Source organism: Draconibacterium halophilum (assembly GCF_010448835.1).
In the GTDB taxonomy this organism is placed as follows: Bacteria; Bacteroidota; Bacteroidia; order Bacteroidales; family Prolixibacteraceae; genus Draconibacterium; species Draconibacterium halophilum.
Window position 1 is genome coordinate 3656355 of the sequence record NZ_CP048409.1, and the last position, 25719, is coordinate 3682073.

Consider the following 25719-nt stretch of genomic DNA (forward strand, 5'->3'; position numbering starts at 1 on the left):
AACTTAGAAAATACGAAATACAATTGGGAAGAAGAGAAGTCCCAAAACAGGAAGAACGGTTCATTTAACTTCTCGCAATTAACCTGAGGGTTCAAGCGTAAAACGTACCATATAAAATGAAATTTTTAGAAAAAAGAGCTGCAATAATCCCGAATATCTGAGAATAAGATATTAACCACTACCAAAAAATAAAAATCGCAATCTCCAACTCCTTATACAACCATTAGCAATTTTCTTGATTGCATACCATTCATAACAGATCTAATCAATCCGATTATCGATTTTAGATCAACTGCACACTTTTGTCCCATTTTGAGACCAAACCAATCCTTTCCCCAATCGACTATATGCCTGAACTACTGAACATTAGGTCACGCGGCACAACTATTGATATAATTCTATCAAACGTACTAAACAAAACAATACAGAGTTATGGATGGATTCAATCAAAAAATATTATTTGGATAATATATTTTTTAGTCATAATTTGTGTGACGAAATGTAAATATTTTGAAATTTAAAGAAGGTAAAAAATAAGGGGTTATTTAGTTTCTTTCCGAAAATTTCAATCTAGATTTTTTAACCAAACGGACAATAGATGCAATTCAATTGTATTTAAACTCCATGCTTTTAGGTGCTCTAATAATTAGAGACATACTTGTAAATGCTTAATACATACAATATGAAAACATTTTTACCCAAGCTTAAAATTTCGCAAACCTTATTACTCGTAATAGGTTTTGTATTATTTATTCCTACAGTCAATTATGCTCAGGTGGATACAACCACTCAAATAGTAGATCAGTTTTTTGACTATGATCAGTTAGGAGGTCCGGTTTATATTGGAGAAGTAGAACCATTTACTTTACCAGCGGATAACACGCTAATGAAATCGGCAATGATAAAAACCAGTCCGATTTTATTAAAATCGACAGTGCATACAGAACTGGAATGGCCTGATCCTGGTTCGGTTCATATTGAAAAATATGCCACACCAACGGGAACGGAAGGTCGTTGGAAGATTACGGTTAAAGTTGAAGGGAAAAATATACCTACTACTACTGATGTTGTTTTAGTAATTGACGATTCGGGTAGCATGGGAACCACCAAAATGAACGCGGCAAAAAATGCCGCAAGCGATTTTGTTGATGAATTATTAACGGGAACCACGGGAATAAGAATTGCGGTTGTAACAATTAATGGAGGCTCGGCAGGTTCGGGAACACCAGAAGTTGACCAAGGTTTTACCAGCAATATTGGATATCTGCAAGGAGCTATTGATGACATTGATTCAGATGGTGGAACAAACTTACAAGGTGGTTTTTACGCTGCAAAACAATTGGTTGCTTCAAGTACTGCCGATAAACAAGTTGTTATTTTACTTTCTGATGGAGTTCCTACATATAGTTATCAATCAAATGTTACTTCTTCTGTTACGCCTGTGTTAACACAGTGTTGGCCGCCAGAATGGGATTATACACCTGACGAAATTGAAGATAATTACTTGTTTGTTAATTCAAGTAATTATAACAATGTAGTTGGGTCAGGAGGAGACTTCGATTTTACACTTTTTTCAGTACAGGAACAATGCTACAATGGTGGTTGGAGAACAAGAACATTCAGTGCCGGAAACCATGGCATACCAACTAAATATGAAGCTGCCTTAGTTATGGCAAATGCAGATGTTTATACCATCGGTTTTGATGTTCCTTCTAATGGCGATGCAGAGGATGTATTGATGGGGTCACAAAACAAAGGCTATTTTCCGGCCAACAGTGGTAACATAAGTAACATTTACTCAGAGATACGCTCCAACATTTCGTTTGCAGCAAGCAACTCAATTCTTACCGACCCCATGAGTACCTATATTGTTTTGGAAGCAGGCGGTGCTCCTACCTATACACAACTTCCTACCACAACTGGTGATGTTGTTGTTACCAAAGGATCAGTAACCGCAACACAAAATGGATATGTTTTAAATGATCCGGATAATCCTGCAAGTGGCAACAGTAGCATTATTAAATGGCAGCTAGCCTGGAACATTGGTACTGTTTCGGAACAAGGCGACAGCATGTATTACTATGTAAACATGGCGCCAAATACCGATCCTACTATCTTATATCCAGCCAATGATAAAACATACCTGGACTATACTGATGTTAATGAAGACCCCAATGCTCATCAGGAAACAGAAGGCGACTTCTCCGTACCTTGGGTAAGTGGTGGTAAAGGATCGATTGAAATACATTATTATCTTGTTAATTCGTCGGGGCAACCAATCAGCAGCAACGGAACAGTGGTTACCGACCCAAAATTTGCCTATCAAATTCCCCAAAGCGGAAGTTCAAGTAGTCTGTTTAACGATGGTAGTGGAACCGCATTAGACGTGAATCAAAGTTATTCAGTAGCTCCACAAACGCCCTTAAACTCTTCAAATGGTACAACTTATGTTGTTCATAGTAATTATAATACATCTCAAAACATTACACTTACGTCATCAGAACCAAACAAAGATGCTTGGTTTGGATATACAATTGGTTGCATTGGAACAGTTAATGCCACTTATACATCGACTTGCGTTGGTTCTCCATTACAGTTAACTGCAACCACTACAAATATTACTGATGGAACATATTCGTGGACAGGACCTGATGGTTTCACATCAGACCAACAGAACCCAATCGTTCCCGCAGGGGTTGCAGGAACATATTCGGTAGGCATTGAATACAATAATGGAAATTGCACCATAAGTGATGATGTTGTTGTTACACTCGAAGAAGGTCCTGCAGTATCGATAGAAGGTGATGTGCATGTTTGTGCAGGTAGTGACATCAATCTTTATGAAGTTGGCGGGGAAGCCACCTCATGGTCATGGACTGGGCCTAACGGTTATACTTCTACTGATTCTACACCAACATTTGCAACTACTACATCCGATAATTTTAGTGGATTTTTTGTTGTTACTGCCAGCAATGGAACCTGTACAACGAAGGATTCTATTCAGGTAATTGTAACCAACAGTGTTATTTCAAAAACAGGGTGTCCAACAGACATTGTTGAATGTGCAGACGAAATTGTTGACAATAATCTTGTAAAATATATTGAGTGGCAAACTCCTAATTTTGGATTAAACTGTTTAGGAGGCGAATCGGGCAATTACAGTTTTGTGATGGAATTTGGTCTTCCTGAGGTTAAATGGGCATGCTGGGAATTTAACTCAGTGCAACGTGTTGGGAACAACTCAGGAGTTGTAAATCTTTGGCAGTCAAATGGAACAGGAGATCCTTACATATTAAGTCCAACAGTATATCTGGAACCAGGACTTGACGTTTTCATGGATATTTATGCGCCAACGGGAGAAAATTTTGATTGGACCTTGATTTTAGTAGATGAAACCAATCAGGAACATGTTGTGAACTCAACCCCTATTACTGGAGATAATACCACAAAGAATTATTCGATTTCAATACCAAATACTTTTGTTGATGGAGCATACAAACTAAAATTTAAATTTTCTGAAAACGGAAGTGGTGAACCAAAGAAAAGTGTGGTTGACAATATTTATTTTGATGCAATTATACTTGATAATGCAGGCTGTGAAGGTGGAATAGAATTTATTGTAGAAGGCCCACGACCTGGATACTTTCCAATAATTAATGATTCAACGTTAACATATACTGCTACTTATACTCCATCGAGTGGAGATCCCATCGTTGAAACTTGCAGTTTTAAAGTTACCGTTGAAGGTATTGATGCATCCTCAAGTTCGACTGATGCAAAATGTGGAGAAGACAATGGAACAATTACAATTAATGCTACTCCTTATTCATCAAGTCCCAATTTAGAGTATTCATTAAACGGTGGAATCTGGACTTCTTTTTCAGGAACCAATACCACGATTGAAGACTTGGCTCCCGGTAATTATACAATTAACGTTAGGGACATTTCTACTGCAGGAAATTGCGAACTCCTTTCTCTTTTAAATGAAGAAATTGAGGCTTTACCTCAAACAGATGTAACAATTGGCGAATTTGGACCATATTGTTCGGATGCTCCAAGTATTACACTAAACGGACAGCCCGCAGGTGGAATTTATAAAGGTGATGGCGTTAACCAAAATGGAGAATTTACTCCTACAAATAGTTTAGTTGGATTTAATGTTATTTGGTATGTTTATGAAGATAATAATGGTTGTACTGATTCTGCTTCAACCGTTATTCAGGTTGAAAACTGCTGTACTGAAACAGTTACGGCATTAGTAGATGACAATGAAGTTTGCGAAGGGGAACCATTTACTTTAAGTGCACAACTTACTAATGGTACTTCAGGAACTTATCTGTGGTATGACATTAATGAGAATTATTTATTTGCAGGAGATTCAACGATTGCTTCAGCAAATCTTGCTGATGGTAAAGCTTATATTGTAGAGGCTACATATAATTCTTCTTGTGTGGATAGAGATACTGTGGTGGTTGAAGTTAACGAAACCTATACAGTAAACGAAAATGCAGAAGTTGATACAACAATCTGTGAAGCCGATCTTCCTTTCAATTATGAAGGAACTGAATTTACTGCTGCCGATTCGAAAGACATTACTTTCCAAACCGTTAATGGTTGCGACAGTATTGTTACGGTGAACTTAACAGTAAATCCGACTTTCCTGGCCAGCGAAACAACGCCGGTTGATACCACAATCTGTGAAGCCGATCTTCCTTTCAATTATGAAGGAACTGAATTTACTGCTGCCGATTCGAAAGACATTACTTTCCAAACCGTAAACGGTTGCGACAGTATTGTTACGGTGAACTTAACAGTAAATCCGACTTTCCTGGCCAGCGAAACAACGCCGGTTGATACCACAATCTGTGAAGCCGATCTTCCTTTCAATTATGAAGGAACTGAATTTACTGCTGCCGATTCGAAAGACATTACTTTCCAAACCGTTAATGGTTGCGACAGTATTGTTACGGTGAACTTAACAGTAAATCCGACTTACCTGGCCAGCGAAACAACGCCGGTTGATACCACAATCTGTGAAGCCGATCTTCCTTTCAATTATGAAGGAACTGAATTTACTGCTGCCGATTCGAAAGACATTACTTTCCAAACCGTAAACGGTTGCGACAGTATTGTTACGGTGAACTTAACAGTAAATCCGACTTTCCTGGCCAGCGAAACAACGCCGGTTGATACCACAATCTGTGAAGCCGATCTTCCTTTCAATTATGAAGGAACTGAATTTACTGCTGCCGATTCGAAAGACATTACTTTCCAAACCGTAAACGGTTGCGACAGTATTGTTACGGTGAACTTAACAGTAAATCCGACTTACCTGGCCAGCGAAACAACGCCGGTTGATACCACAATCTGTGAAGCCGATCTTCCTTTCAATTATGAAGGAACTGAATTTACTGCTGCCGATTCGAAAGACATTACTTTCCAAACCGTTAACGGTTGCGACAGTATTGTTACGGTGAACTTAACAGTTAATCCGACTTTCCTGGCCAGCGAAACAACGCCGGTTGATACCACAATCTGTGAAGCCGATCTTCCTTTCAATTATGAAGGAACTGAATTTACTGCTGCCGATTCGAAAGACATTACTTTCCAAACCGTTAATGGTTGCGACAGTATTGTTACGGTGAACTTAACAGTAAATCCGACTTACCTGGCCAGCGAAACAACGCCGGTTGATACCACAATCTGTGAAGCCGATCTTCCTTTCAATTATGAAGGAACTGAATTTACTGCTGCCGATTCGAAAGACATTACTTTCCAAACCGTAAACGGTTGCGACAGTATTGTTACGGTGAACTTAACAGTAAATCCGACTTACCTGGCCAGCGAAACAACGCCGGTTGATACCACAATCTGTGAAGCCGATCTTCCTTTCAATTATGAAGGAACTGAATTTACTGCTGCCGATTCGAAAGACATTACTTTCCAAACCGTAAACGGTTGCGACAGTATTGTTACGGTGAACTTAACAGTAAATCCGACTTACCTGGCCAGCGAAACAACGCCGGTTGATACCACAATCTGTGAAGCCGATCTTCCTTTCAATTATGAAGGAACTGAATTTACTGCTGCCGATTCGAAAGACATTACTTTCCAAACCGTTAACGGTTGCGACAGTATTGTTACGGTGAACTTAACAGTAAATCCGACTTACCTGGCCAGCGAAACAACGCCGGTTGATACCACAATCTGTGAAGCCGATCTTCCTTTCAATTATGAAGGAACTGAATTTACTGCTGCCGATTCGAAAGACATTACTTTCCAAACCGTTAACGGTTGCGACAGTATTGTTACGGTGAACTTAACAGTGAATCCGACTTTCCTGGCCAGCGAAACAACGCCGGTTGATACCACAATCTGTGAAGCCGATCTTCCTTTTAATTATGAAGGAACTGAATTTACTGCTGCCGATTCGAAAGACATTACTTTCCAAACCGTAAACGGTTGCGACAGTATTGTTACGGTGAACTTAACAGTTAATCCGACTTTCCTGGCCAGCGAAACAACGCCGGTTGATACCACAATCTGTGAAGCCGATCTTCCTTTCAATTATGAAGGAACTGAATTTACTGCTGCCGATTCGAAAGACATTACTTTCCAAACCGTAAACGGTTGCGACAGTATTGTTACGGTGAACTTAACAGTAAATCCGACTTTCCTGGCCAGCGAAACAACGCCGGTTGATACCACAATCTGTGAAGCCGATCTTCCTTTTAATTATGAAGGAACTGAATTTACTGCTGCCGATTCGAAAGACATTACTTTCCAAACCGTAAACGGTTGCGACAGTATTGTTACGGTGAACTTAACAGTTAATCCGACTTTCCTGGCCAGCGAAACAACGCCGGTTGATACCACAATCTGTGAAGCCGATCTTCCTTTCAATTATGAAGGAACTGAATTTACTGCTGCCGATTCGAAAGACATTACTTTCCAAACCGTAAACGGTTGCGACAGTATTGTTACGGTGAACTTAACAGTAAATCCGACTTTCCTGGCCAGCGAAACAACGCCGGTTGATACAACAATCTGTGAAGCCGATCTTCCTTTCAATTATGAAGGAACCGAATTTACTGCTGCCGATTCGAAAGACATTACTTTCCAAACCGTAAACGGTTGCGACAGTATTGTTACGGTGAACTTAACAGTTAATCCGACTTTCCTGGCCAGCGAAACAACGCCGGTTGATACCACAATCTGTGAAGCCGATCTTCCTTTCAATTATGAAGGAACTGAATTTACTGCTGCCGATTCGAAAGACATTACTTTCCAAACCGTAAACGGTTGCGACAGTATTGTTACGGTGAACTTAACAGTGAATCCGACTTTCCTGGCCAGCGAAACAACGCCGGTTGATACCACAATCTGTGAAGCCGATCTTCCTTTCAATTATGAAGGAACTGAATTTACTGCTGCCGATTCGAAAGACATTACTTTCCAAACCGTTAATGGTTGCGACAGTATTGTTACGGTGAACTTAACAGTAAATCCGACTTACCTGGCCAGCGAAACAACGCCGGTTGATACCACAATCTGTGAAGCCGATCTTCCTTTCAATTATGAAGGAACTCAATTTACTGCTGCCGATTCGAAAGACATTACTTTCCAAACCGTAAACGGTTGCGACAGTATTGTTACGGTGAACTTAACAGTAAATCCGACTTTCCTGGCCAGCGAAACAACGCCGGTTGATACCACAATCTGTGAAGCCGATCTTCCTTTCAATTATGAAGGAACTGAATTTACTGCTGCCGATTCGAAAGACATTACTTTCCAAACCGTAAACGGTTGCGACAGTATTGTTACGGTGACACTGACCGTATTGGAAAGTACTTCCAGCAGAGTTGAAGTTGCCGAATGCGATTCATACACATGGAACGGAACCACTTACAACGAAAGCGGTACTTATACATTCGAAACAACAAATGCTGCCGGTTGTGATTCTGTTGCAACGCTGGTATTAACCATACTTGAAAGTGGAGAACAAACCATTACAAGAACGGAATGTAACAGTTATACATTTAACGGAACTACATACAACGAAAGTGGAACATACACCATTATCACTGAAAATAACAATGGATGTACACTTACAACTACATTAAATCTAACAATTCTTGAAACTACTTACGGTACAGATACACAAACGGTTTGTAACGAGTTCACCTGGATTGACGGTAACACTTATACTGAAAACAACAACACTGCAACTTACACCATAGAAAACGCTGCAGGTTGTGATTCGATTGTTACATTAGATCTGACAATTCTTGATCCGATTGAGTTAACCAGCGAAGCAAGCGACTTAACAGTTGAATGCGACGGACTGGGTAATACTGCTGAGTTCGAGAATTGGCTACTTTCAAATGGTGCTACAGGAACTGCCGACGTTGGAGTTGGAGACATCACCTGGAGCAACGATTATGAAGGTTTAACTTCAGGTTGTGGTAACACAGGCGAAACAACAGTTACATTTACCGCAATGGACGAATGTGGGAACACTGTTTCAACAACAGCTACATTTAGAATTGAAGATACTACCGCTCCTGATGTAATCTGTAACGATATAACAGTTCAGTTAGACGCCAACGGCGTGGCATCTATTTCTGTTGACGATATCGACGGTGGAACAACTGACAACTGCGGTGGTATCGACACCCTGTTTATCAGTCAGGAAAACTTCTACTGTGAAAACCTTGGTGAAAACGTAGTAACATTAACTGCAATTGACGAGTGTGGAAATGTTTCAACCTGTACAGCTACAGTAACTGTTGAACAAGGAGAATACGATTGTGGTGTTCAACCATTCAACGCAAATGATGATATTCTCACCTTGATTTACTGCCCGGGCGGTACAGTTTCAGGTAGCATTGACTTATTTGCCAACGATGAAGGGTTTACCCGCGAAAATGTAAGTTTCAACATACTTACTGACCTGCCGGATGGCGTAAGTGTTACCGATGGCGAATTACTTTACGTGAACGAAGCAGCAAATGAAGCTGTTCTTACCTTCACTTATTCAGTTTGCCATACCGTTAATACTGAAAACTGCGACACGGCAGAGGTAACAATCCACGTTCTTTTAGATACAGACTGCGACGGTATTCCTAATAGGGATGATATTGATGATGATGATGATGGTATTTTAGATATTATCGAAGAGGAAAATGCATTAAATCAAACAACTCTGGATTCTGATGGCGACGGTATTGTTGACCGTTTGGATATAGATTCTGATAATGACGGAATTCCTGATAATATCGAGTGGCAACAGAACATCGAAGAAGGTATTCTATACGGTTCTTACTCTTATGGTACTGATATGGGATACGATTATTACCCGCCACTGGGTACCGATGAAAACAGCGATGGTTGGGACGACCGATACGATAGAGATGGTTTCACTTACGAACCTGTCGATATGGATGGCGACGGAACACCAGACTACCTTGATATAGACTCGGATGGCGATGGACTTGAAGACTGGATAGAAGGTTGGGATGCTGCTCCGCACGATACAATTGCCGATACAGATATTGGCGCTACTGATTCTGACGGTGATGGTTTATTCGACAATTACGACTCGTACGACACCAGCGAAGAATGGTTGCACGGATTAAATGCAATTGGTTCGTTTGCTCCGCTACAGGATATGGCCGCTGATACTGCCAATAACATCCGCGACTGGAGAGATGTTATCGAACCTTCTGAGCAAACTCCGGAACCATTGGCTAGTTCCCCATATATACCCGACGGATTCTCACCAAATCAGGATAGTTATAATGATTACTTCCAAATTGTAATGCGAGATGAAGCCGGAACGACTTTCGATAATTTTGGTGAAGCATTCCCTGATGCAAAAATAGAGATCTATAACCGCTGGGGGAACCGAATATATCAAAAGGCTAATTATGGAAACTATAATGAATGGGGAACCACAGAAGCCTGGTGGGACGGAACATCGATGCACGATATGCAGATTGGTAACGACAAACTGCCAACAGCTACTTACTTCTACATTCTCTATCTGAATAATGGAAGTGAACCAATTACAGGATCAATATTCCTAAATAATTAATTGATTGATAATTAATGAATGTTAAATCTGAAAAAATTAAAATGATGAAAGCAAAATTAAATATAATCAAAGGTTTAGGGATTCTGGCAATAGTAGTAGCTGCATTTACCTCAAATGCCCAGCAAGACCCAATGTATACACAATACATGTTCAATACTCAAACCATTAATCCGGCTTATGCCGGTACATGGGAATCGGTAGGATTTATGGCGCTTGGCCGCCACCAGTGGACCGGATGGGACGGTGCTCCCGAAACATATACATTTACATTTCAGGCACCACTAAAGAATGAGCGTGTTGCTCTGGGGCTTGACCTGATCAGCGATAAAGTGGGATTGGAAAAACGATTCTATATGTTTGCCGACTATTCCTACCTGGTGCCGATTAGTGAGAAAACGAATCTGCGATTGGGGCTAAAAGGTGGGTTTACCAATTATTCAAATAATTTAAATGAATATGGTACTGTTGATCCGGGTGATCCTAACTTTGTTGGAGAAATAAAAAATGCCTTCAAACCTAATTTCGGAGTTGGTGCTTTCTTATACAGTAAAAGAGCTTTTGTTGGATTTTCGATTCCAAAACTGGTAAGTACCAAATTCGAAAACGACATGGAAACGTTTTCGGTAGAAGGCGAATTGAGACATTACTTCCTGATTGCAGGAGCGGTATTCGACCTTGGTGAGAACTTAAAGTTTAAACCTACTGCTTTTACAAAAGCCTCGTTTACTTCTGAAACCGGAACTCCTGTTCAGTTCGACCTAACAGGAAACTTCCTGATTAAAGAAAGACTGTGGTTAGGAGCCATGTGGCGATCGGGCGATTCTTACGGATTTATTGCGCAGTTCCTTTTTGCCGATAAACTTCGATTGGGATATGCCATTGATTTTTCAACATCAAACCTGAAAAATTACAACAATGGGACTCACGAAGTAATGATCTCTTACGAGTTAAGATTTAAGAAAGAAAAAGTTGTATCGCCTAGATACTTCTAGAAAAATATTTTGATGTTGTGTTTAAAACCCGAGTCGCAACTTTCTTTGTTGTGGCTTGGGTTTTGTTTTTTTATGATCTTCAACCAAATCATCAATAACTGGTAAACAACGTCCACACGAAGTTCCGGCACGCGTTAACGACTGAATTTGGGAAGTAGAATCAGCTCCTTTTTCAAGCAGCTTTTTAATCTCTGCTTCATCAACAAGATTACACATACATACCAACCTGTTTGCCATTATTTCTCAGAATCAATTAGGGTTATTACAATATTTCGAGAACTTCTTGGTCCGTCGAATTCGCATAAAAAAATATTTTGCCAGGTAGACAAGCCCATTTTTCCATTCACAATCGGGATTGTTTCACTGGGACCTACCAAACCTGCTTTTAGGTGCGAGTCGCCGTTATTATCCTGCGCATCATGTTCCCAAATACCGGCAGGGATTAATTTCGTCATCAGGCTAACCACATCGTTCTGCACCGAATCGTCCCAGTTTTCCTGAATCATAATTCCTGCTGTTGCGCCTTGCACGTACACATTAACCAAACCACTGGTAACTCCAGCATTTTTCACGATACTCTCCACTTTAGAAGTAATGTCAACCAGAATATTATGTTGTGGTGTTGATACCGATATAATTTTTTGCATCAGGCAATAAGCTTATTTTCAACAAATACTTTTACTTTCCGGTATATTTCAATAACCGTATCGTTTTTGGGCATCGAATTATAGATCTTTTCCAAGTAACGCTTTTCCATCATTAATTCAAACGAAGGTCTGTAGTTTAAATCGTATACCCACGAGAGTTGCATGACCTTAATATCTAGTTCGTTGGTTATGCTTTCTTTTGCCACCAACGCTCCTTTCAAAATTTGTTTTGAAACGTCTTTTGATACCGTCCCCCCTTTTGGCATTTCCCAGGTTAATGTATGATTTGGTGTTGTCTTCGGATTGGTGTAATAATCAGTAATTACGCGCAGTATATCAAGTTTATCAGCATCTCGGATAAGTTTAGCAAAAAGCCTTTCCTTATCGGTCATTTTTTTTGTCAATCCCAATTTATTGTGCTGTCTGATCGCTAATAAAATTAATTCCACCTGCCCTTCATCCAGATTTTCGAAGAAATCACTTTCCTTTAAAATTTCTACTGCCAATTCTGCATGATCCACAGATTTGGAGTCATTAAAGGTGTTGTATTCTTTTAATTGTTTGAACCTTCCAATATCGTGATACAATCCGATTAAATAAGCAAGATGAGCCTCCGTTTCGTTTAGCTCCATATTTTTTGCCAACACTAAAGCAAGATCAGCAACACGATAGGAATGATTTTTCTTTATCTCAAAATTCTGAAGCTGATCTTCACTAAGTCCCGTAAAAGAATCAACATAATCGTTAAACTTCCGTATTGCCAGTTCTGTTCTCTCCTCCATATTCATAGCTTTATGCCAGCAAATGTAGCGATATAAAAAAATGTGCGATATGTGAAAGACACCATTTTATCAACATTTATTGGTAAGCTAACTTGAAAAAGACCTGCTGACATTCGGGAATTTTGTTACTTTTGCAGCCAATACCGGCCCTATAGTTCAATGGATAGAATGTAAGATTCCGGTTCTTATGATCTGGGTTCGAATCCCGGTAGGGTCACCAAAGTGGGGATTTTATCAGAAATGATGGAATCCCCTTTTTCATTTTCTCCCAGAACCTTTGCTATTTCAGGGGACGAGTTTACCATTTTTAGGAATTCTCTTTATAACTATATTTTATACTGTCAAAGTTCCCGTATTAGGTCGTGTATCACTTCCGGTATCACTTGTGATATATGGAACTTTCTTTACCTGGAAACATGATAAGCTTTTTAGGCCAAACAAAAATCACCAAAAGATAATTGAGAACTTGTCTTTTGGTGATTTGCATTTGATAAACCTATAAGCTACCCCGTCTGCCCATAAAAAATGTATTAATTCTCAGGCAGAGTACCAAATTCAATAACCGGAGATTCACCTAAAACCGGGCGCTCGTGATTCGTATCAATCTCAGAAGTTTCGCTGAAAAATCCACAGTTTTTTAAGTAAAAGCCATTGTCGCCGTTTCTATACCCCCCGGCATAATCTAACCGTGCTTTATCGCGTGCAGTAGCGTCGGCGGTAAACTTTGCTTTGGTAACTTCGTGCCATGTGTCGTTCGTATCGTAAACCCATTGGTTATTGTAATAAGCCATGCGTTCAAGCGGTCCTGTTTTGGTGTCGAAGTTTTCCAAAAATGAATATAAGTTGGTTAAATAAGTACTTATTTTCGGACGTCGCCAGGTAGCGACAAAGAGCCACTCTTCTTGTTCAGTATCAAAAAACCAGGCCGAGTAATCGGTTGTATTTTCACTACTTGGTTCACCCTTCAATAAAAACCGGTAAGTAGTTCCTGCTTTCCAGTTCAACTGCATATAGCTTTGTCCGCCCGAGCCTTCATTTCCAAAATCGTTAGTTGTAGTATTTACACCTTTGGCAATAAGCTGAACACGCTGATCATCGGGGATAGTACTTGGATCATCAGTAGAATACGGACTCCATACCGAAAACAGTACTCTTCGTTCAGTGGAAGAATTTACCTGCATTCCGAAGTACCCCTGGCCAAAACCATTTGCCATGTAATACGATCCAATTACGTCGTTACCTTCCGGAACTGTTATCTCGTTATAAAACCAAACAACGTCAGATGCCTCGGCGGGCACAATATATCCTAAATGCACAGAAGGGCCGCGGCGCCCCCAGTAGAAATAATCTTCGTTTGAAAAATGCACACCCGAACTGCAGGCTTCGCCTCCCAAAGTAATCGATTCAATTGATGCAAACTGTGCTCCGTCTTTATCCACACCTTGCAAATCGATATAATAATATCCCGGCGATGGAACTGTATATGAACCAACAAATACCGAACTGTTTGTTGTTGAGTTTATCTCAATTTCTTTGGTTTGATTCAAGAAAGTTGCCTTAAGAGTTGAACTCCCCTCGCTTACTTTCCCTTTAATTCCAATATGAATTTCGCCTGCGGCCTCAACTCGGAAAAAGGTACGTAATACAGAAGAATTGTTGCTCCAGTTAAAACCGTTATAATCTGCTGTTTGAACTTGATCTCCAGCAACATTTGTAAAAAACCAACTATTTCCTTCGCTAGGAACCTGGTGAGACATCGTTGGTGTTTCCTCTACCGGAGTTTCCTCTTTCTCGCAGGAAAGGGCAGTAAAAGGAAGTACCAGGATTATAAATAGTATTTTCAAATTTAGTTTTGTTCTCATAGTGTTCATGTATAATAATAAAAATCAGACCCCCGAAATGTAAAGATACACCCAAAGAGCCTGATTTATTATCTATTTATTTATTGATTATGGATTTTGAATTAAGTTTGGTTGTGCTAAAATCTGATCCTCAGGAATGTAATCAACAACACGAGGACTGGTAGCCGGAACAGTTAACATTGGATTAGATCCACGGTCGTGAGTTCCCGGATAACGACGGTCTAAAGTCAATCCATTTCTGAAAATATCGTAACGACGATGTGCTTCAAAAGCCAACTCAAGACGACGTTCTTCAAGTATAATGTCCATAATAGTTTTGTCCTCCGGAACAGCAGTATAAGCCGGAATATTTGCACGTTCTCTTATCAGATTTAAATCTTCCAGAGCACCTTCGGTGTTGCCTGTTTTAGCTCGTGCCTCGGCGCGGTTAAGGTACATCTCAGCTAAACGCGAGATAATTGGCGAGAATAACTGCGGCTGCCCTTCCTGGTTCGAACATTTTATTACAAAGAATTTCGGGTAGCCCTGGCGGACCGGCATTTTTTTATCTAAACGCACGTAGGTTTTTCCACTAATGTGTTCGCCTTCGGTGATGTAATATTTTGTTACGCCATCAATATCTTCGGTCATTACAGTTTGTGTACCGTTGTACTCGTACTCCCAGCTATCTCCGTTACTTGTAACGTCATACATTTTAAACATTCTCGAACCTTCAGGAGAAGACTTGTCGTATGAATAAGTAATTTCATAGGTTTCGCCATCGTTATATTGTGGCTCGATAAATTTATGTCTTCTGTCATCTGGATTTTGATCCAACAGATCGCGGTAAGGTTCTGAAGCATACATTTCGCCCCAGCCAACTCCGTCAATTGTGGCATACATTCCACCGAAAGCATACCAACCGTAGTCATCTTCATCCTTTAATGCGCGACAAGCAAAAATTACTTCCGAATTATCTTCAGGAACCATTGTTGGGAACGTTTCATAATCCGATCCCTGCAACAGTGCAAAATCGTTCGACTCAATCACCTCGGTAGCAAAACTTGCTGCTTTGGCATTGTCGTCCATGTACAAATAAACTCTCGACAGCAACGCTTTGGCTGCTTGCTCTGAAGCGTAAATGTTGTATTCAGCATCAATTCGTTTAAAGCCACTCATCAGTTCAGCTCCTGTTGTCAGGTCTTCGATGATCAGATCATAAACCTCTTTAACAGTAGCGCGCGGAGGCATGTTATCAACATCAGGTTCTGCATCTAAAACAATAGGAACACCCCAGTTATTGGTAGGATCCTGGGTATAAGGACGGCCCCAAATATTAACCAGGTTAAAGTAGAAAAAAGCACGCAGGTAATACATTTCGCCAATTACGTGGTTCATTCTGTCGGTACCTTGCTGAGCTTTCGCAATAACTTTGTTGGCGTTCACAATACCCTTGTAACAAGTAGACCACAAACTGTTTAAGTGGTAGTTTGTTGGGGTATGCTGATAGTTGTACATGTAGTACAAATGGTCGGTAGTCGATCCACTCAATGCAATGTTATCGCCACCAAATTCGCCATGAAAATGGTAAGGACGCATAAATGTATTGGTTTTTAATAAGGCGTAAGTTCCTAATGCGGCTGCCTCAATTCCTAACTCGTCGGCAAACACCATTTCATCCGATAAATCCTGAAACGGATCTCTGCTAATGTCGCAAGCAACAAAAGAGAGCGTTAGAAGTATTGCTATAAAAGAATATATTTTTTCATCTTAATACTGTTATTCATGAATATTTTTTTTGCTTAAAAGTCGATTTTAACTCCTGCCATAATCTTTTTCGATAGTGGATAAAGCGCACCTGTTTCAGGATCCATACCCGACCAATCGGTAATAGTAACCAGGTTGTCGCCACTAATGTAAACCGAAGCATTTTTAACTTTAATAGCATCGGTAGCTACTTTAGGCAAGCGGTACGATAGCGTTACATTACGTAAACGAACATAACTGGCATCTTCCAGGTAACGTGATGAGTTTTTGTTTGCGTTTACACCTCCGTTAAATGGTTTTGGATGTGTAGCAATGTCGCCGGGTTTTTCCCAACGGTTCCAACCATCGGCAAGGTTCATGTTGTTAAACGATGCATACGAACCATCGCTGTCGAATAACTCGCGGTTACTGTTGTATTTGTAAATATCTTCAACAAAACTAATGTTCGCAGTTAAGGTAAAATCATCGAAAGTAAGTGTGTTTAAAATACCACCGGTATAAGTTGGTGTTCCTTTCGAACCGACAAATTGCAAGGTAGCACTGGCATAATCCGATGTAAGTTCAGTCGACTCTGTTCCATCTTCGTTCTCTACAACTTTTTCCCACAGTGGTTCACCATTTGATGGATTTGCACCGTACCAAATACGCTGGTAGTAAGAATCCATGTCGTAACCCTGCTCAATACGAACGTTACCCGAAGTATATGCTTTATCTTCGAATAATTCTTTTACCTGGTTTTTGTTATAGGCCAGGTTAATGGTCATGTTCCACTTTAATCTCGAGGTTTTTACGATCTCAGGCGTTACCGATAATTCGTAACCTTTGTTGGTAACACGACCTACATTCATCCAAATACCATTGTAACCTGACAAAGCAGGAAGTGGTACATAAGTTAACAGGTTGTCGCTGTTTTTATAATACAAATCGAGGTTTAAACCAACGCGGTTAAATAAACGAGTATTAATGGCAGTATTGTAGCTGGTAACTTTCTCCCAACTAATATCAGGATTTCCTTTTTGGTAGGGCGTTGCAGCACTGTTTCCATTGTATTGGGCAACAAATGCGTAGTAACCAAGGTACTGGAATCCACCAGGAGCATTACCAACCTGTCCCATACTGGCTGACCACTTTAGTACGTCTACCCATTTAAGGTTGCTCATAAAATCTTCGTGATGCAGGTTCCAACCTACACTTGCCGACCAGAAATTACCGTACTGATTATTCGGACCAAAACTACTTGACCCCTGACGGTTAAACGATGCTGTTGCCAAATACTTATTGTCGTATGCATATTGTAAATTAACCAACATACTTTGCTTGGCACTCTCCCACTTCGATCCTCCAACACCAACTGCTTCGGCCGTTGCGTTTAGTACAGTTAAACCTGCCGCAACACCTTTACCTGTGGCATTAGCGCCATCCGAATAATAATCGCTGTACTCCCAGGCTACAAATGCATTCAGGTTATGGTTATCAATGGTTTTTTTGAAACGAAGCATCTGGTTGGTAAAACGTGTTCTGCTAAAGCTATACGCTTCATATAATCTTCCCCGGTCGGCCTGACCACTTATCGAACGCGGATCGGTATAAGATTCGTTTTGTCCGTTACCAAGCGCAACATTGTTCATTGATGAGAAAGTAAGCCAGTCGTTTATTTTGTAATCAATACCTATATTAATGCGGAAATTATTACCGCGCGATTTGCCGTAATTGTATTGCAGATCGTACAAATAGTTGTTTTCATCACGACCATACCACACTTTATCGTTTTCAAGCAGGTATTCTTTTCCGCTATCAACCCGTGGGTCTAAAACCGATCCGTCGGGCAAATAAGGCTCGTCCCACGGCATGTAGGTAAACATGTTATAAGTAGAGTGTTCCTGGCTGTACGTGTTGGTATAATTACCTGAAAGATTAGCTTTAATCGTCAGTCGTTTTGATGCATTTACTTCAATGTTTGCAATACCCGAAAAACGTTCGTATTCATAACCTTTTAAAGCACCGGTTTCGTTGTAGTAAGTACCTGACAAATAGGCCAGAATTTTTTCCGTTCCTCCCGAATAGTTTACGTTGTATTCCTGTGCTTGTCCGGTTTGGGTTCCTATGTTCATCCAGTCGGTATCGGTATTCAATACATCTTCGGTTACGTTAGGATTCCATGTTTTTTGGTAATCGTATAATTCCTGAGAATTCATAACCGAAAAGTTTCCGGTATTAAATGTGGTGGCACCGTACGATGCATTAACATTAACAACAGATACTCCTTTTTTTGCTCTTTTGGTTTGCAGCAAAATAACACCATTTGCCGCCAACGAACCGTATAATGAAGTTGCCGATGCATCTTTTAATACAGTAATACTCTCAATATCATCAGGACTATATCCGGGATCGTCGTTACCCATAATAATACCATCCACAACCCACAGCGGTTTAGTGGTACCCGAAAGCGAACCTTTACCACGAATAGTGATTTGTGTGCCCGCACCAGGCTTACCACTGCTTGTACTGGTGTGCATACCTGCAACTTTACCCTGTAACATGGCCGCTACGTTAGGAGAAAAAACATCCTGTAGCTCTTCTGCATCTATGGCAACTGCCGAACCTGTTAGATTCGACTTTTTTGTCGTTCCGTAGGCAACAACCATTACCTCATCCAAATCGGTAGTAGAACTTTCCATCGCAACATCAATTGACGTTTTACCTTCAGTTGCAATTTCCTGGCTTTGGTAACCTATGAACGAAAACACCAAAGTTACATTGGATTCCGGCACATTAAGCGAATATTTTCCATCCATATCGGTTGTTATACCGTTGGTGGTGCCTTTTACGATAATACTAACGCCCGGCAACGATTCGTTGTTGGTCTTATCTACTACCTGCCCGGTGATTGTGGTTGTTTGTGCATTTGCAAATGTGGCAAATACAGCCATAAAAACAACCAAACTAATTGCCTTGTATATGCCCGACAGAAAGCTGCTATTCTGGCTTTCATTATTGTTTTTTCGATAGAAATCGAAATGTTGTAAATATCTCATATTTATTGTCTTTGTTCTGGAATTGTTGAATTACTTTTTATTCACCTTATTATTCGTAATCGTGTTGGCACTAATAGGGTAATAAACCATCATCGAAAACTTTAATCTCACTCATTGTAGTGTGGGTTAATCCCGGAGTACGTGTTTCAACAATTCGAATTCTAAAGTATTTTGAAGAATAATTTTTGTCGAGAGAAACGTCGTTTTTTGAAGGACGGGCTGCGGTTTCTAGCACATCTGAAGTCCAGACGGTGGTATAATCAACTCCATCGGCACTGGTTTGCACATCAAATTGTACCGGGTCATTTCCGCGTTGGCTGGAGCTTCTTGTCCAGAACTGGAAACCACCGATGTTTTTAGCTTCGGCAAATGTAATTTGAATGTAGTGAGGAAGCGGTGCTACACCACCCGACCATGCCGAATGCCAGTAGGTATTAAAATCATTATCAACCAAGGCCTCTTTTGGCCCTCTGAAGCCTCCTGAGTATAAGTATCAATCATGTCCGGAGTTAAGGCATGGAACGTTTTTCCTGCCTTTGTAGAAAAAGCAACGGTTTCACCATACGAAGTTCCTGCTTCGTTAGCAGCATAGGCACGAACTTTATAATCCGATTTTGCTGTTAAACCACTTAAAGTTACCGAATAGTCCCAATATTCTTCGGCTATTCCTTCCTTGGTAAATTCCCCAACAGCCACGAAGTTGTCCATTGTTGTGGGCTCCTTGTCTTCATCGGTCCAGCAAATACCCATTGCAATTATTTCCGCTCCCCCATTATCGGTAACAGTACCACTAATAACGGCATTAATGTCAGCAATGTCGGTAACTTCGCCGGTAGTTGTGGTTGGCAAGGTACCAACTTCTTCGTCGTCGCAACTGGCAGTAAAGAAAACTGCTGCCAATGCAAGCATAAAAACGGAGCATTTGGCAATACCGTTTTGCCGCATTTTTTGATAATTACTTCTTTTCATTTTTTGATTTTTCATAGATTAATTTGTTTTGCATAACCAATATTTGGATTGGTTGATAGTTCTTATTTTTCATCTACTCAGTGTGGCACAGAAACGAGTTCTCGCCAATTATTTATTAACTGACGAGCCTCAATCCTGAGCACCCTACATCAAAAGTTGATAAAAATGAAAGAAAAGTAAATTATTGTCTTTTTACGTATCCATATAACGACATAGTGATTACATATCAATCAAATTGAAGCAATATGCAAATTAATATAATTTGGGTTAAACAATAGGGGAACACATAATTTGCCCCGAAAAAAAGTCAGCCCGAAGCATACTATTCTGATTTAACGATAGGCTTCGCCAAATCTTTGAAGTTTTAAAATTCCTATTTTTCTACCTTTGGTTTGTATAAGTCTTCTTTTTCTTAAGTCTGATATTATTCGTATTGTATTTTCTTCGTTAGCTCCAATGTGCCCGGCGATTTCAAATCGTTTTATCGGAACGTTAATCATATTGTCCTCATCTAAATTAAATCGCTCGCGCAAATCCAGTAAGAGATCAATTATTCGCTGTCTGTTTGATTTTTGAGAAAAACTAATAATGGTGTTTTGAGCAACTCTTAACTCGCGACTGCTTTGTTCCAATAGCATTTTTCTAACCTGAACACTATGGGCGAAAAGTTTAGTAACAATTTTAATAGGTACAAATATCAGACGGGCTTTTTCCATACAGGTTGTAAACTCGGTAGCAGGTATTTGGTTAAGTGCCGAATCGAAGCCAACCATTTCGTTATAGCTGAGTAACTGATAGATTTGTTCTTTATTTTTAGAACCAATTTTGAATTGTTTTAAAACACCGCGTTCGATAAAATAAATACCTTTTAATTTTTGACCGGGCCGGTAAAGGGTTTCTCCAACATTCAGTTCAACCAACTCAAGGTCTTTACTTATTTCTTCCAGCTCATCAAGCGTTAAGTGCTTAAATATATGAATAAACCGAAGGTTTATGGTTTTACTATTTAGTCTGCTTCTTTTCAAAACTACCTCACTATTTATGCACTTAACAATGTAATTAATTTGCTGTTTGATTTATAGACGAAAATGAGAACCAAACACCCTACTACAGAAAATTACAATTGAGATATTTTGTATAGCAGAAGTAATAAGGGGAGGTAATCTTTTAGTTCGGTGCGCAGTGTTTTTAATGCCCGGCTAATCAGTGCTTCCACCCCTTTTACCGAAATATCCATTTTTTCAGCAATTTCAGGATAAGTGAGCTCTTCGAACCGGCTATATTCAAATGCAATTCGGCAGCGCTCCGGTAAATTCGATAATGCTACAATTAATTTTTCCTCGAATTCATGAGCAAGTACCAGATTCTCGGTAGTATTTTCGGCTTCATCATTCAACGATTGCTGTTGATGTGTTTTATTAATTACGTTTACCTTTCGCATGTAATCGATGCATTGGTTACGCACCATAGATGTCAGATAGCTGGGCAGATTTTTTATTGACTCGGCCTGTTCGCGTTTTCCCCACAGTTTTATAAACGATTCCTGAACGATTCCCTGAGCAGTGTCAATATCCTTTACATACACAGTTGCCTGCGCACAAAGTGCTTTGTAATATTTCCTGAAAATATAGTCAAAAGCTCTTTCCTGCCCTTTGGCAAGCTCTGCTAACACGAAGCTGTTATTTTGGATTTCGCTTTCCGGCATTGCTGTTTTCTTACGGCTTTAATATAGCCAATAAAGCCTAATTACATGTTTTACTCACTCTTGCTATTAGTAATTTCAAGTGCCATTTCTGCTGCCTTTTAACGCAACTCATTTAACTTTTCCAAGGCAGGTTTATAATTCATTCCGGCTGCTATCTGCAGATCGTTCATTGCCGATGGCCGATCGTTTGTTTGCATATAAAACAAGGCACGGTTAAAATAGGTTTCCGGATTATTTGCCGCCCTCGAAATGGCTTGCGAATACACCTCAAGTGCTTTGTTACTCTCTTGCAATTCCTGATACACTTTAGCCTTGGCAAAATAGGCCGATAAATCATCCGCATCTAACTGAATCGATGTTTCAAAATCAGCCAATGCTTTTTCGTAATTTTTTGTAATCGCATTAACGACTCCGCGGTTCACATAGGTTACATTACTTTCCGGATTAAGTTCAATCGACCGGTTAAAATCGGCTAAAGCTTTTTCCGGATTTCTTTTATTTCGCCATAACATTCCCCGGTTATTGTAGGCCATAAAATTCATTTTGTCGATGGCGATAGCCCGATTAAAATCTGCCATGGCTTTATCCTCGTTATTTAAAGTAAGACTAGCGTTTCCCCGACTTAACAAATATTCCACTTTTTCAGGTTTCAGCTCAACTGCTTTGTTGAAATGAAGAATTGCCTCATTGGGCTTTTTCAGCAGCATCAGTGCATGTGCTTTACCATGATGTGCATCCGAATTATTCGTATTCAAATCAAGCGCATTATTAAAATACTCCAGCGCTTCCTCATACTTTTTCTCTTTCGATTTTATTTCACCCATACGCAAGGCAAAAGCATCATCTTCCAAAAACTTTGGAACAATTTCAATTTTTGCGTCAGGCGACATATTTATAAACTCCGGAATATTGGCCGCCCTCTTTCCCGAAGCAAAATACTCGAGATAAACAGGTGGCGAGTCATTACCATTTTCATCAATATGGGTAAGCAACAACTGTGTGTATGGTCCGTATTTTTTTGATGAAAAAACCATCCAGCGGCTGTTGGGCGATATCGAATGCCACGAGTTCATATTATCCGAATTACAATTCATTAAACGCGTTTCGCCTCCGTTTACCGGCTGGATATACAGTTTGCTGTCGGGCATTAGCAACATAAAACTTTCGGCTTTACAAAAAATCATAAACTTTCCATCGGGGGTAAATCGCGGGAAATAGTTGCTCATACCGTTGTTTGATGCTCCCGGAACCGGCTCGGCTTTTCCACCCTTACCATTGTTAAACGGAATGCGGTAAATATCGAATTTAAAAAGTTTTTCGCGCTCTAAAAAGGCATTCAAAAATTTGTTGTATGCTTTATAATCAACAGCCTGAGAACCTCTAAAAATACCACTTTCTTCGAGGTGGGCAGCACGTGAGCGTGTAAAATAAATGTACTCTCCATTTGGTCCCCAGCTGGGGTTACTATGTACGTAATTGGAATCGTTGGCACCTTCCAGCTCGAAATACTTTTCTTCAACCCGATCATAAAAACCCAAAATACCTTTAAATGGAAAGAACAGTTGCGAATATTCCAAATCGTTGCGATCAACAAAAATCTCCGAGTCTTTTAATGTACTTACCACATACCTTCCATCTGCAGAAATTTGAGAAAGCAAGCCGTAAGTAAATTCACCATTAACAAAATTGCTCCAATTTATAATCTCATTTTCGGACATAATAGTTTCCTCGCCTAACTCAACAATGGCATAAGCTCCTTTTTCGTCGCGGGCATCCACATCCATTGCCAAAGTACTTCCATCGGCCGAAACGGAATGACAATTGCCACACACCGGAATATCGCTTAGCACAGTAGAAGGAGCATCCTGAGAGCCAATATTGCCCAATTGCCAGCGCACCTCGGTTAAATTCTCGCGGGCAAATTTAAAAGGCAGCGGTACCGATCGGTAAAAAATTGGTGCCTCAACCGAATCGGCAGAAAACTGAATAGAAACCGTATCAACCGGAAAGGATTTTTGCTTTTCATCGACAGCAGATAAAATAAGGGATACGGATCGCTGGTTTGTATGTTTTTTTATTGCTTCCCAGGTTTCCGAGGAGGGCGTCCAACGATTTTTACCACCAATTTCGGATTCGTGCAAAATTTGCTTTTCCGAATCCAACACGCTTATTCTCCATGAAAAACTTTCATTATTGCCGGTTTCCCAAAAACAGGTGGGCGGCGGAAATTCGGGTGGAAAAACGGTGCCATCAGCCGGATAGCTGATTTTTGCATTTATTGTTTTGGGCGGCTGTGTATTACATGCCAGCCATAAAACGCTTACGGCGAATAAGAAAAGCGTTTTTGTAATGATTGATTTATTTAGCATATAAACTTTGTTAACAATAACCATTCTTGCATTAAGGATTTTGAATTAAATTATCCTGAACAAGAATTTGTGATTCGGGAATATAAAATACAACCCGCGGATGTTCGGGAGGGACACTTAATAGGGCATCGCCCTGTTCATGAGTTCCGGGATAGTTGCGATCCAGTGTCAAACCATTTCTGAAAATATCCCACTTTCGTTGCGCTTCAAAAGCCAGTTCTAACCTGCGTTCCTCCAAAACTACGGTAAATACACTTTCTCTGCCTTTTAAATCAGTGGGAGAATAGAGGGCATCGCCAGTTAAACCGGCACGTTTACGTATTAAATTTACATCGCTAATAGCTTCTTCGTTTAATCCTAATTTGGCATTGGCCTCTGCCCGGTTTAAATACATTTCGGCTAAACGCAGGTACACCGGAGAACTTAAAGTGGGACGTTCTTCCTGCATCGAAAACTTATTGATATAGTATATCGGATAGCCATTTCTTTCTTTTAAGGTAAATCCATCGCTCTCGTATTGCGGCTCAATAAAGGCATGACGTGCGTCTTCCGGGTGCTGATCAAGTAATTCGCGATAAGGTTTTGATGCATACATTTCGCCCCACCCCTGACTTTCAATATGGTTATACATCGATCCAATCGATTCCCAGCCACGGTCGTCCACATCTACAGTATGTTTTACTGCAAATATGGTTTCGGTATTTTGCTCGGGCAATTTTCTGAAGTAGGTTTTAAAAGCCTCGGTTCCTAAAAGCCGGTACCTGTCGGATTCAATTACTTTATTGGCGTAGTCTTTTGCTTTTTGCGCATAAATTAAATTGGGATTTTCGGGTGTTCCCGACATGTAAAGATACACGCGCGAAAGTAAGGCCTGCGCCACTTCTTTTGATGCATAAACATTGGATCTTTCAATTCCCATAAGCTCTTCGGCCAAAAGCAAATCTGCTATTATTTGTTCGTAAACTTTTTGTACAGTTCCGCGATTTGGCACATTTACAACCTCATCGTCAAACTTTATGGGAATTCCCAGGTTTGTTTCGGGATTCTGATAATAAGGCCTTCCAAAAGTATTTGTCAGATGAAACAGGGTTTGTGCCCTAAGAAAAAGATTTTCGCCTTTCAGCTGTTTTAGCTCCTCTGAAGCATCGTTATCGATGGACAAAATCACCTTGTTACAGCCTACAATTAGCTGGTACGCTTTTTCCCAGAAGAAAGTGGTTGAATTCATGGCCGGGAAATGTTGGTAGTTATAGCAATAAAACAAATGATCGCTGGTTGTTCCGCTTAACGAAACATTATCGCCGCCATACTCTCCAAAAAAATGAAAATTGCGCTGATAATAGGCATCTTTCAAGTAATTGTAATTTCCAACAGTTGCACCATTTAAGCCAATTATATCATCTTTAAGTTCCGACTCCGGAATACCATCGTAAGGCTGATAGTTAAGGTTACAGCTAGTAACACCGAATACAATCAGCAGGTATATAAATAATCTCTTTATCATCGTTAAGTCCAT

14 protein-coding genes and 1 tRNA gene are annotated in these 25719 nt (G+C 40.2%); 3 read left to right on the plus strand and 12 right to left on the minus strand.

The window, feature by feature from the left end:
- The first annotated feature begins 682 nt into the window (after nucleotides 1-682).
- Both G0Q07_RS14785 and G0Q07_RS14790 read left to right on the plus strand, forming a co-directional pair.
- Nucleotides 683-10096 carry a T9SS type B sorting domain-containing protein gene (locus G0Q07_RS14785; RefSeq protein ID WP_163347507.1) on the plus strand — a complete coding sequence of 3138 codons (9414 nt, stop codon included), beginning with the start codon at nucleotides 683-685 and terminating at the stop codon, nucleotides 10094-10096.
- 41 nt (nucleotides 10097-10137) lie between these two features.
- Nucleotides 10138-11088, plus strand: a complete 951-nt coding sequence (locus tag G0Q07_RS14790; protein ID WP_163347505.1) for a PorP/SprF family type IX secretion system membrane protein — start codon at nucleotides 10138-10140, stop codon at nucleotides 11086-11088.
- A gap of 21 nt (nucleotides 11089-11109) precedes the next feature.
- On the opposite strand, the gene G0Q07_RS14795 is transcribed toward G0Q07_RS14790, so the two are convergent.
- Genes G0Q07_RS14795 through G0Q07_RS14805 form a run of 3 tightly spaced genes read right to left on the minus strand, consistent with a single transcriptional unit; the run spans nucleotide 11110 to nucleotide 12517 of the window.
- On the minus strand, nucleotides 11110-11304 hold the full coding sequence (locus tag G0Q07_RS14795) for a (2Fe-2S)-binding protein (RefSeq protein ID WP_163347509.1): 195 nt from the start codon (nucleotides 11302-11304) through the stop codon (nucleotides 11110-11112).
- Nucleotides 11305-11324: 20 nt separating this feature from the next.
- On the minus strand, nucleotides 11325-11735 hold the full coding sequence (locus G0Q07_RS14800) for a secondary thiamine-phosphate synthase enzyme YjbQ (protein ID WP_163347511.1): 411 nt from the start codon (nucleotides 11733-11735) through the stop codon (nucleotides 11325-11327).
- Nucleotides 11735-12517 carry an HD domain-containing protein gene (locus G0Q07_RS14805; RefSeq protein WP_163347514.1) on the minus strand — a complete coding sequence of 261 codons (783 nt, stop codon included), beginning with the start codon at nucleotides 12515-12517 and terminating at the stop codon, nucleotides 11735-11737. The genes G0Q07_RS14800 and G0Q07_RS14805 overlap by 1 nt, the downstream gene beginning before the upstream one ends.
- 145 nt (nucleotides 12518-12662) lie before the next feature.
- Here G0Q07_RS14805 and G0Q07_RS14810 point away from each other — a divergent pair.
- Nucleotides 12663-12737 (plus strand) — tRNA-Arg (locus tag G0Q07_RS14810).
- Nucleotides 12738-13047: 310 nt separating this feature from the next.
- On the opposite strand, the gene G0Q07_RS14815 is transcribed toward G0Q07_RS14810, so the two are convergent.
- From G0Q07_RS14815 to G0Q07_RS14855, 9 genes are all read right to left on the minus strand, one after another.
- Nucleotides 13048-14379, minus strand: coding sequence for a DUF3472 domain-containing protein (locus G0Q07_RS14815; RefSeq protein ID WP_203532564.1), 1332 nt, complete (start codon nucleotides 14377-14379; stop codon nucleotides 13048-13050).
- Between the two features lie 87 nt (nucleotides 14380-14466).
- Entirely contained in the window at nucleotides 14467-16032 is a 1566-nt protein-coding gene (locus G0Q07_RS14820; RefSeq protein WP_163347518.1) for a RagB/SusD family nutrient uptake outer membrane protein, read from the minus strand.
- A 128-nt stretch (nucleotides 16033-16160) separates the two neighbouring features.
- Nucleotides 16161-19160, minus strand: a complete 3000-nt coding sequence (locus G0Q07_RS14825) for a SusC/RagA family TonB-linked outer membrane protein (RefSeq protein ID WP_163347526.1) — start codon at nucleotides 19158-19160, stop codon at nucleotides 16161-16163.
- A gap of 70 nt (nucleotides 19161-19230) precedes the next feature.
- Nucleotides 19231-19614: a discoidin domain-containing protein gene (locus tag G0Q07_RS14830; RefSeq protein WP_163347528.1), complete on the minus strand. Its 384-nt coding sequence runs from the start codon at nucleotides 19612-19614 to the stop codon at nucleotides 19231-19233.
- Nucleotides 19560-20144 (minus strand): hypothetical protein, encoded by a 585-nt coding sequence (locus G0Q07_RS14835; RefSeq protein WP_163347530.1) that lies wholly within the window; start codon nucleotides 20142-20144, stop codon nucleotides 19560-19562. Before G0Q07_RS14835 ends, G0Q07_RS14830 begins: the two co-directional genes overlap by 55 nt.
- A 317-nt stretch (nucleotides 20145-20461) precedes the next feature.
- Nucleotides 20462-21154, minus strand: a complete 693-nt coding sequence (locus tag G0Q07_RS14840) for a Crp/Fnr family transcriptional regulator (protein ID WP_163347532.1) — start codon at nucleotides 21152-21154, stop codon at nucleotides 20462-20464.
- A gap of 92 nt (nucleotides 21155-21246) precedes the next feature.
- The gene (locus G0Q07_RS14845; protein ID WP_163347534.1) at nucleotides 21247-21801 is read right to left on the minus strand and encodes an RNA polymerase sigma-70 factor; all 555 of its coding nucleotides are present in this window, start codon (nucleotides 21799-21801) and stop codon (nucleotides 21247-21249) included.
- 131 nt (nucleotides 21802-21932) lie between these two features.
- Nucleotides 21933-24203 (minus strand): tetratricopeptide repeat protein, encoded by a 2271-nt coding sequence (locus tag G0Q07_RS14850; RefSeq protein WP_163347536.1) that lies wholly within the window; start codon nucleotides 24201-24203, stop codon nucleotides 21933-21935.
- A gap of 31 nt (nucleotides 24204-24234) precedes the next feature.
- On the minus strand, nucleotides 24235-25707 hold the full coding sequence (locus tag G0Q07_RS14855; protein ID WP_203532565.1) for a RagB/SusD family nutrient uptake outer membrane protein: 1473 nt from the start codon (nucleotides 25705-25707) through the stop codon (nucleotides 24235-24237).
- Nucleotides 25708-25719 lie beyond the last annotated feature (12 nt).

What these genes read in the sequence shown, in the direction of transcription:
- G0Q07_RS14785 (WP_163347507.1), top strand. Translation starts at nt 683, where the DNA reads ATGAAAACATTTTTACCCAAGCTTAAAATTTCGCAAACCTTATTACTC.
- G0Q07_RS14790 (WP_163347505.1), top strand. Translation starts at nt 10,138, where the DNA reads ATGATGAAAGCAAAATTAAATATAATCAAAGGTTTAGGGATTCTGGCA.
- G0Q07_RS14795 (WP_163347509.1), bottom strand. Translation starts at nt 11,304, where the DNA reads ATGTGTAATCTTGTTGATGAAGCAGAGATTAAAAAGCTGCTTGAAAAA.
- G0Q07_RS14800 (WP_163347511.1), bottom strand. Translation starts at nt 11,735, where the DNA reads ATGCAAAAAATTATATCGGTATCAACACCACAACATAATATTCTGGTT.
- G0Q07_RS14805 (WP_163347514.1), bottom strand. Translation starts at nt 12,517, where the DNA reads ATGGAGGAGAGAACAGAACTGGCAATACGGAAGTTTAACGATTATGTT.
- G0Q07_RS14815 (WP_203532564.1), bottom strand. Translation starts at nt 14,379, where the DNA reads ATGAGAACAAAACTAAATTTGAAAATACTATTTATAATCCTGGTACTT.
- G0Q07_RS14820 (WP_163347518.1), bottom strand. Translation starts at nt 16,032, where the DNA reads ATGGTGTTTGCCGACGAGTTAGGAATTGAGGCAGCCGCATTAGGAACT.
- G0Q07_RS14825 (WP_163347526.1), bottom strand. Translation starts at nt 19,160, where the DNA reads ATGAGATATTTACAACATTTCGATTTCTATCGAAAAAACAATAATGAA.
- G0Q07_RS14835 (WP_163347530.1), bottom strand. Translation starts at nt 20,144, where the DNA reads ATGAAAAATCAAAAAATGAAAAGAAGTAATTATCAAAAAATGCGGCAA.
- G0Q07_RS14850 (WP_163347536.1), bottom strand. Translation starts at nt 24,203, where the DNA reads ATGCTAAATAAATCAATCATTACAAAAACGCTTTTCTTATTCGCCGTA.
- G0Q07_RS14855 (WP_203532565.1), bottom strand. Translation starts at nt 25,707, where the DNA reads ATGATAAAGAGATTATTTATATACCTGCTGATTGTATTCGGTGTTACT.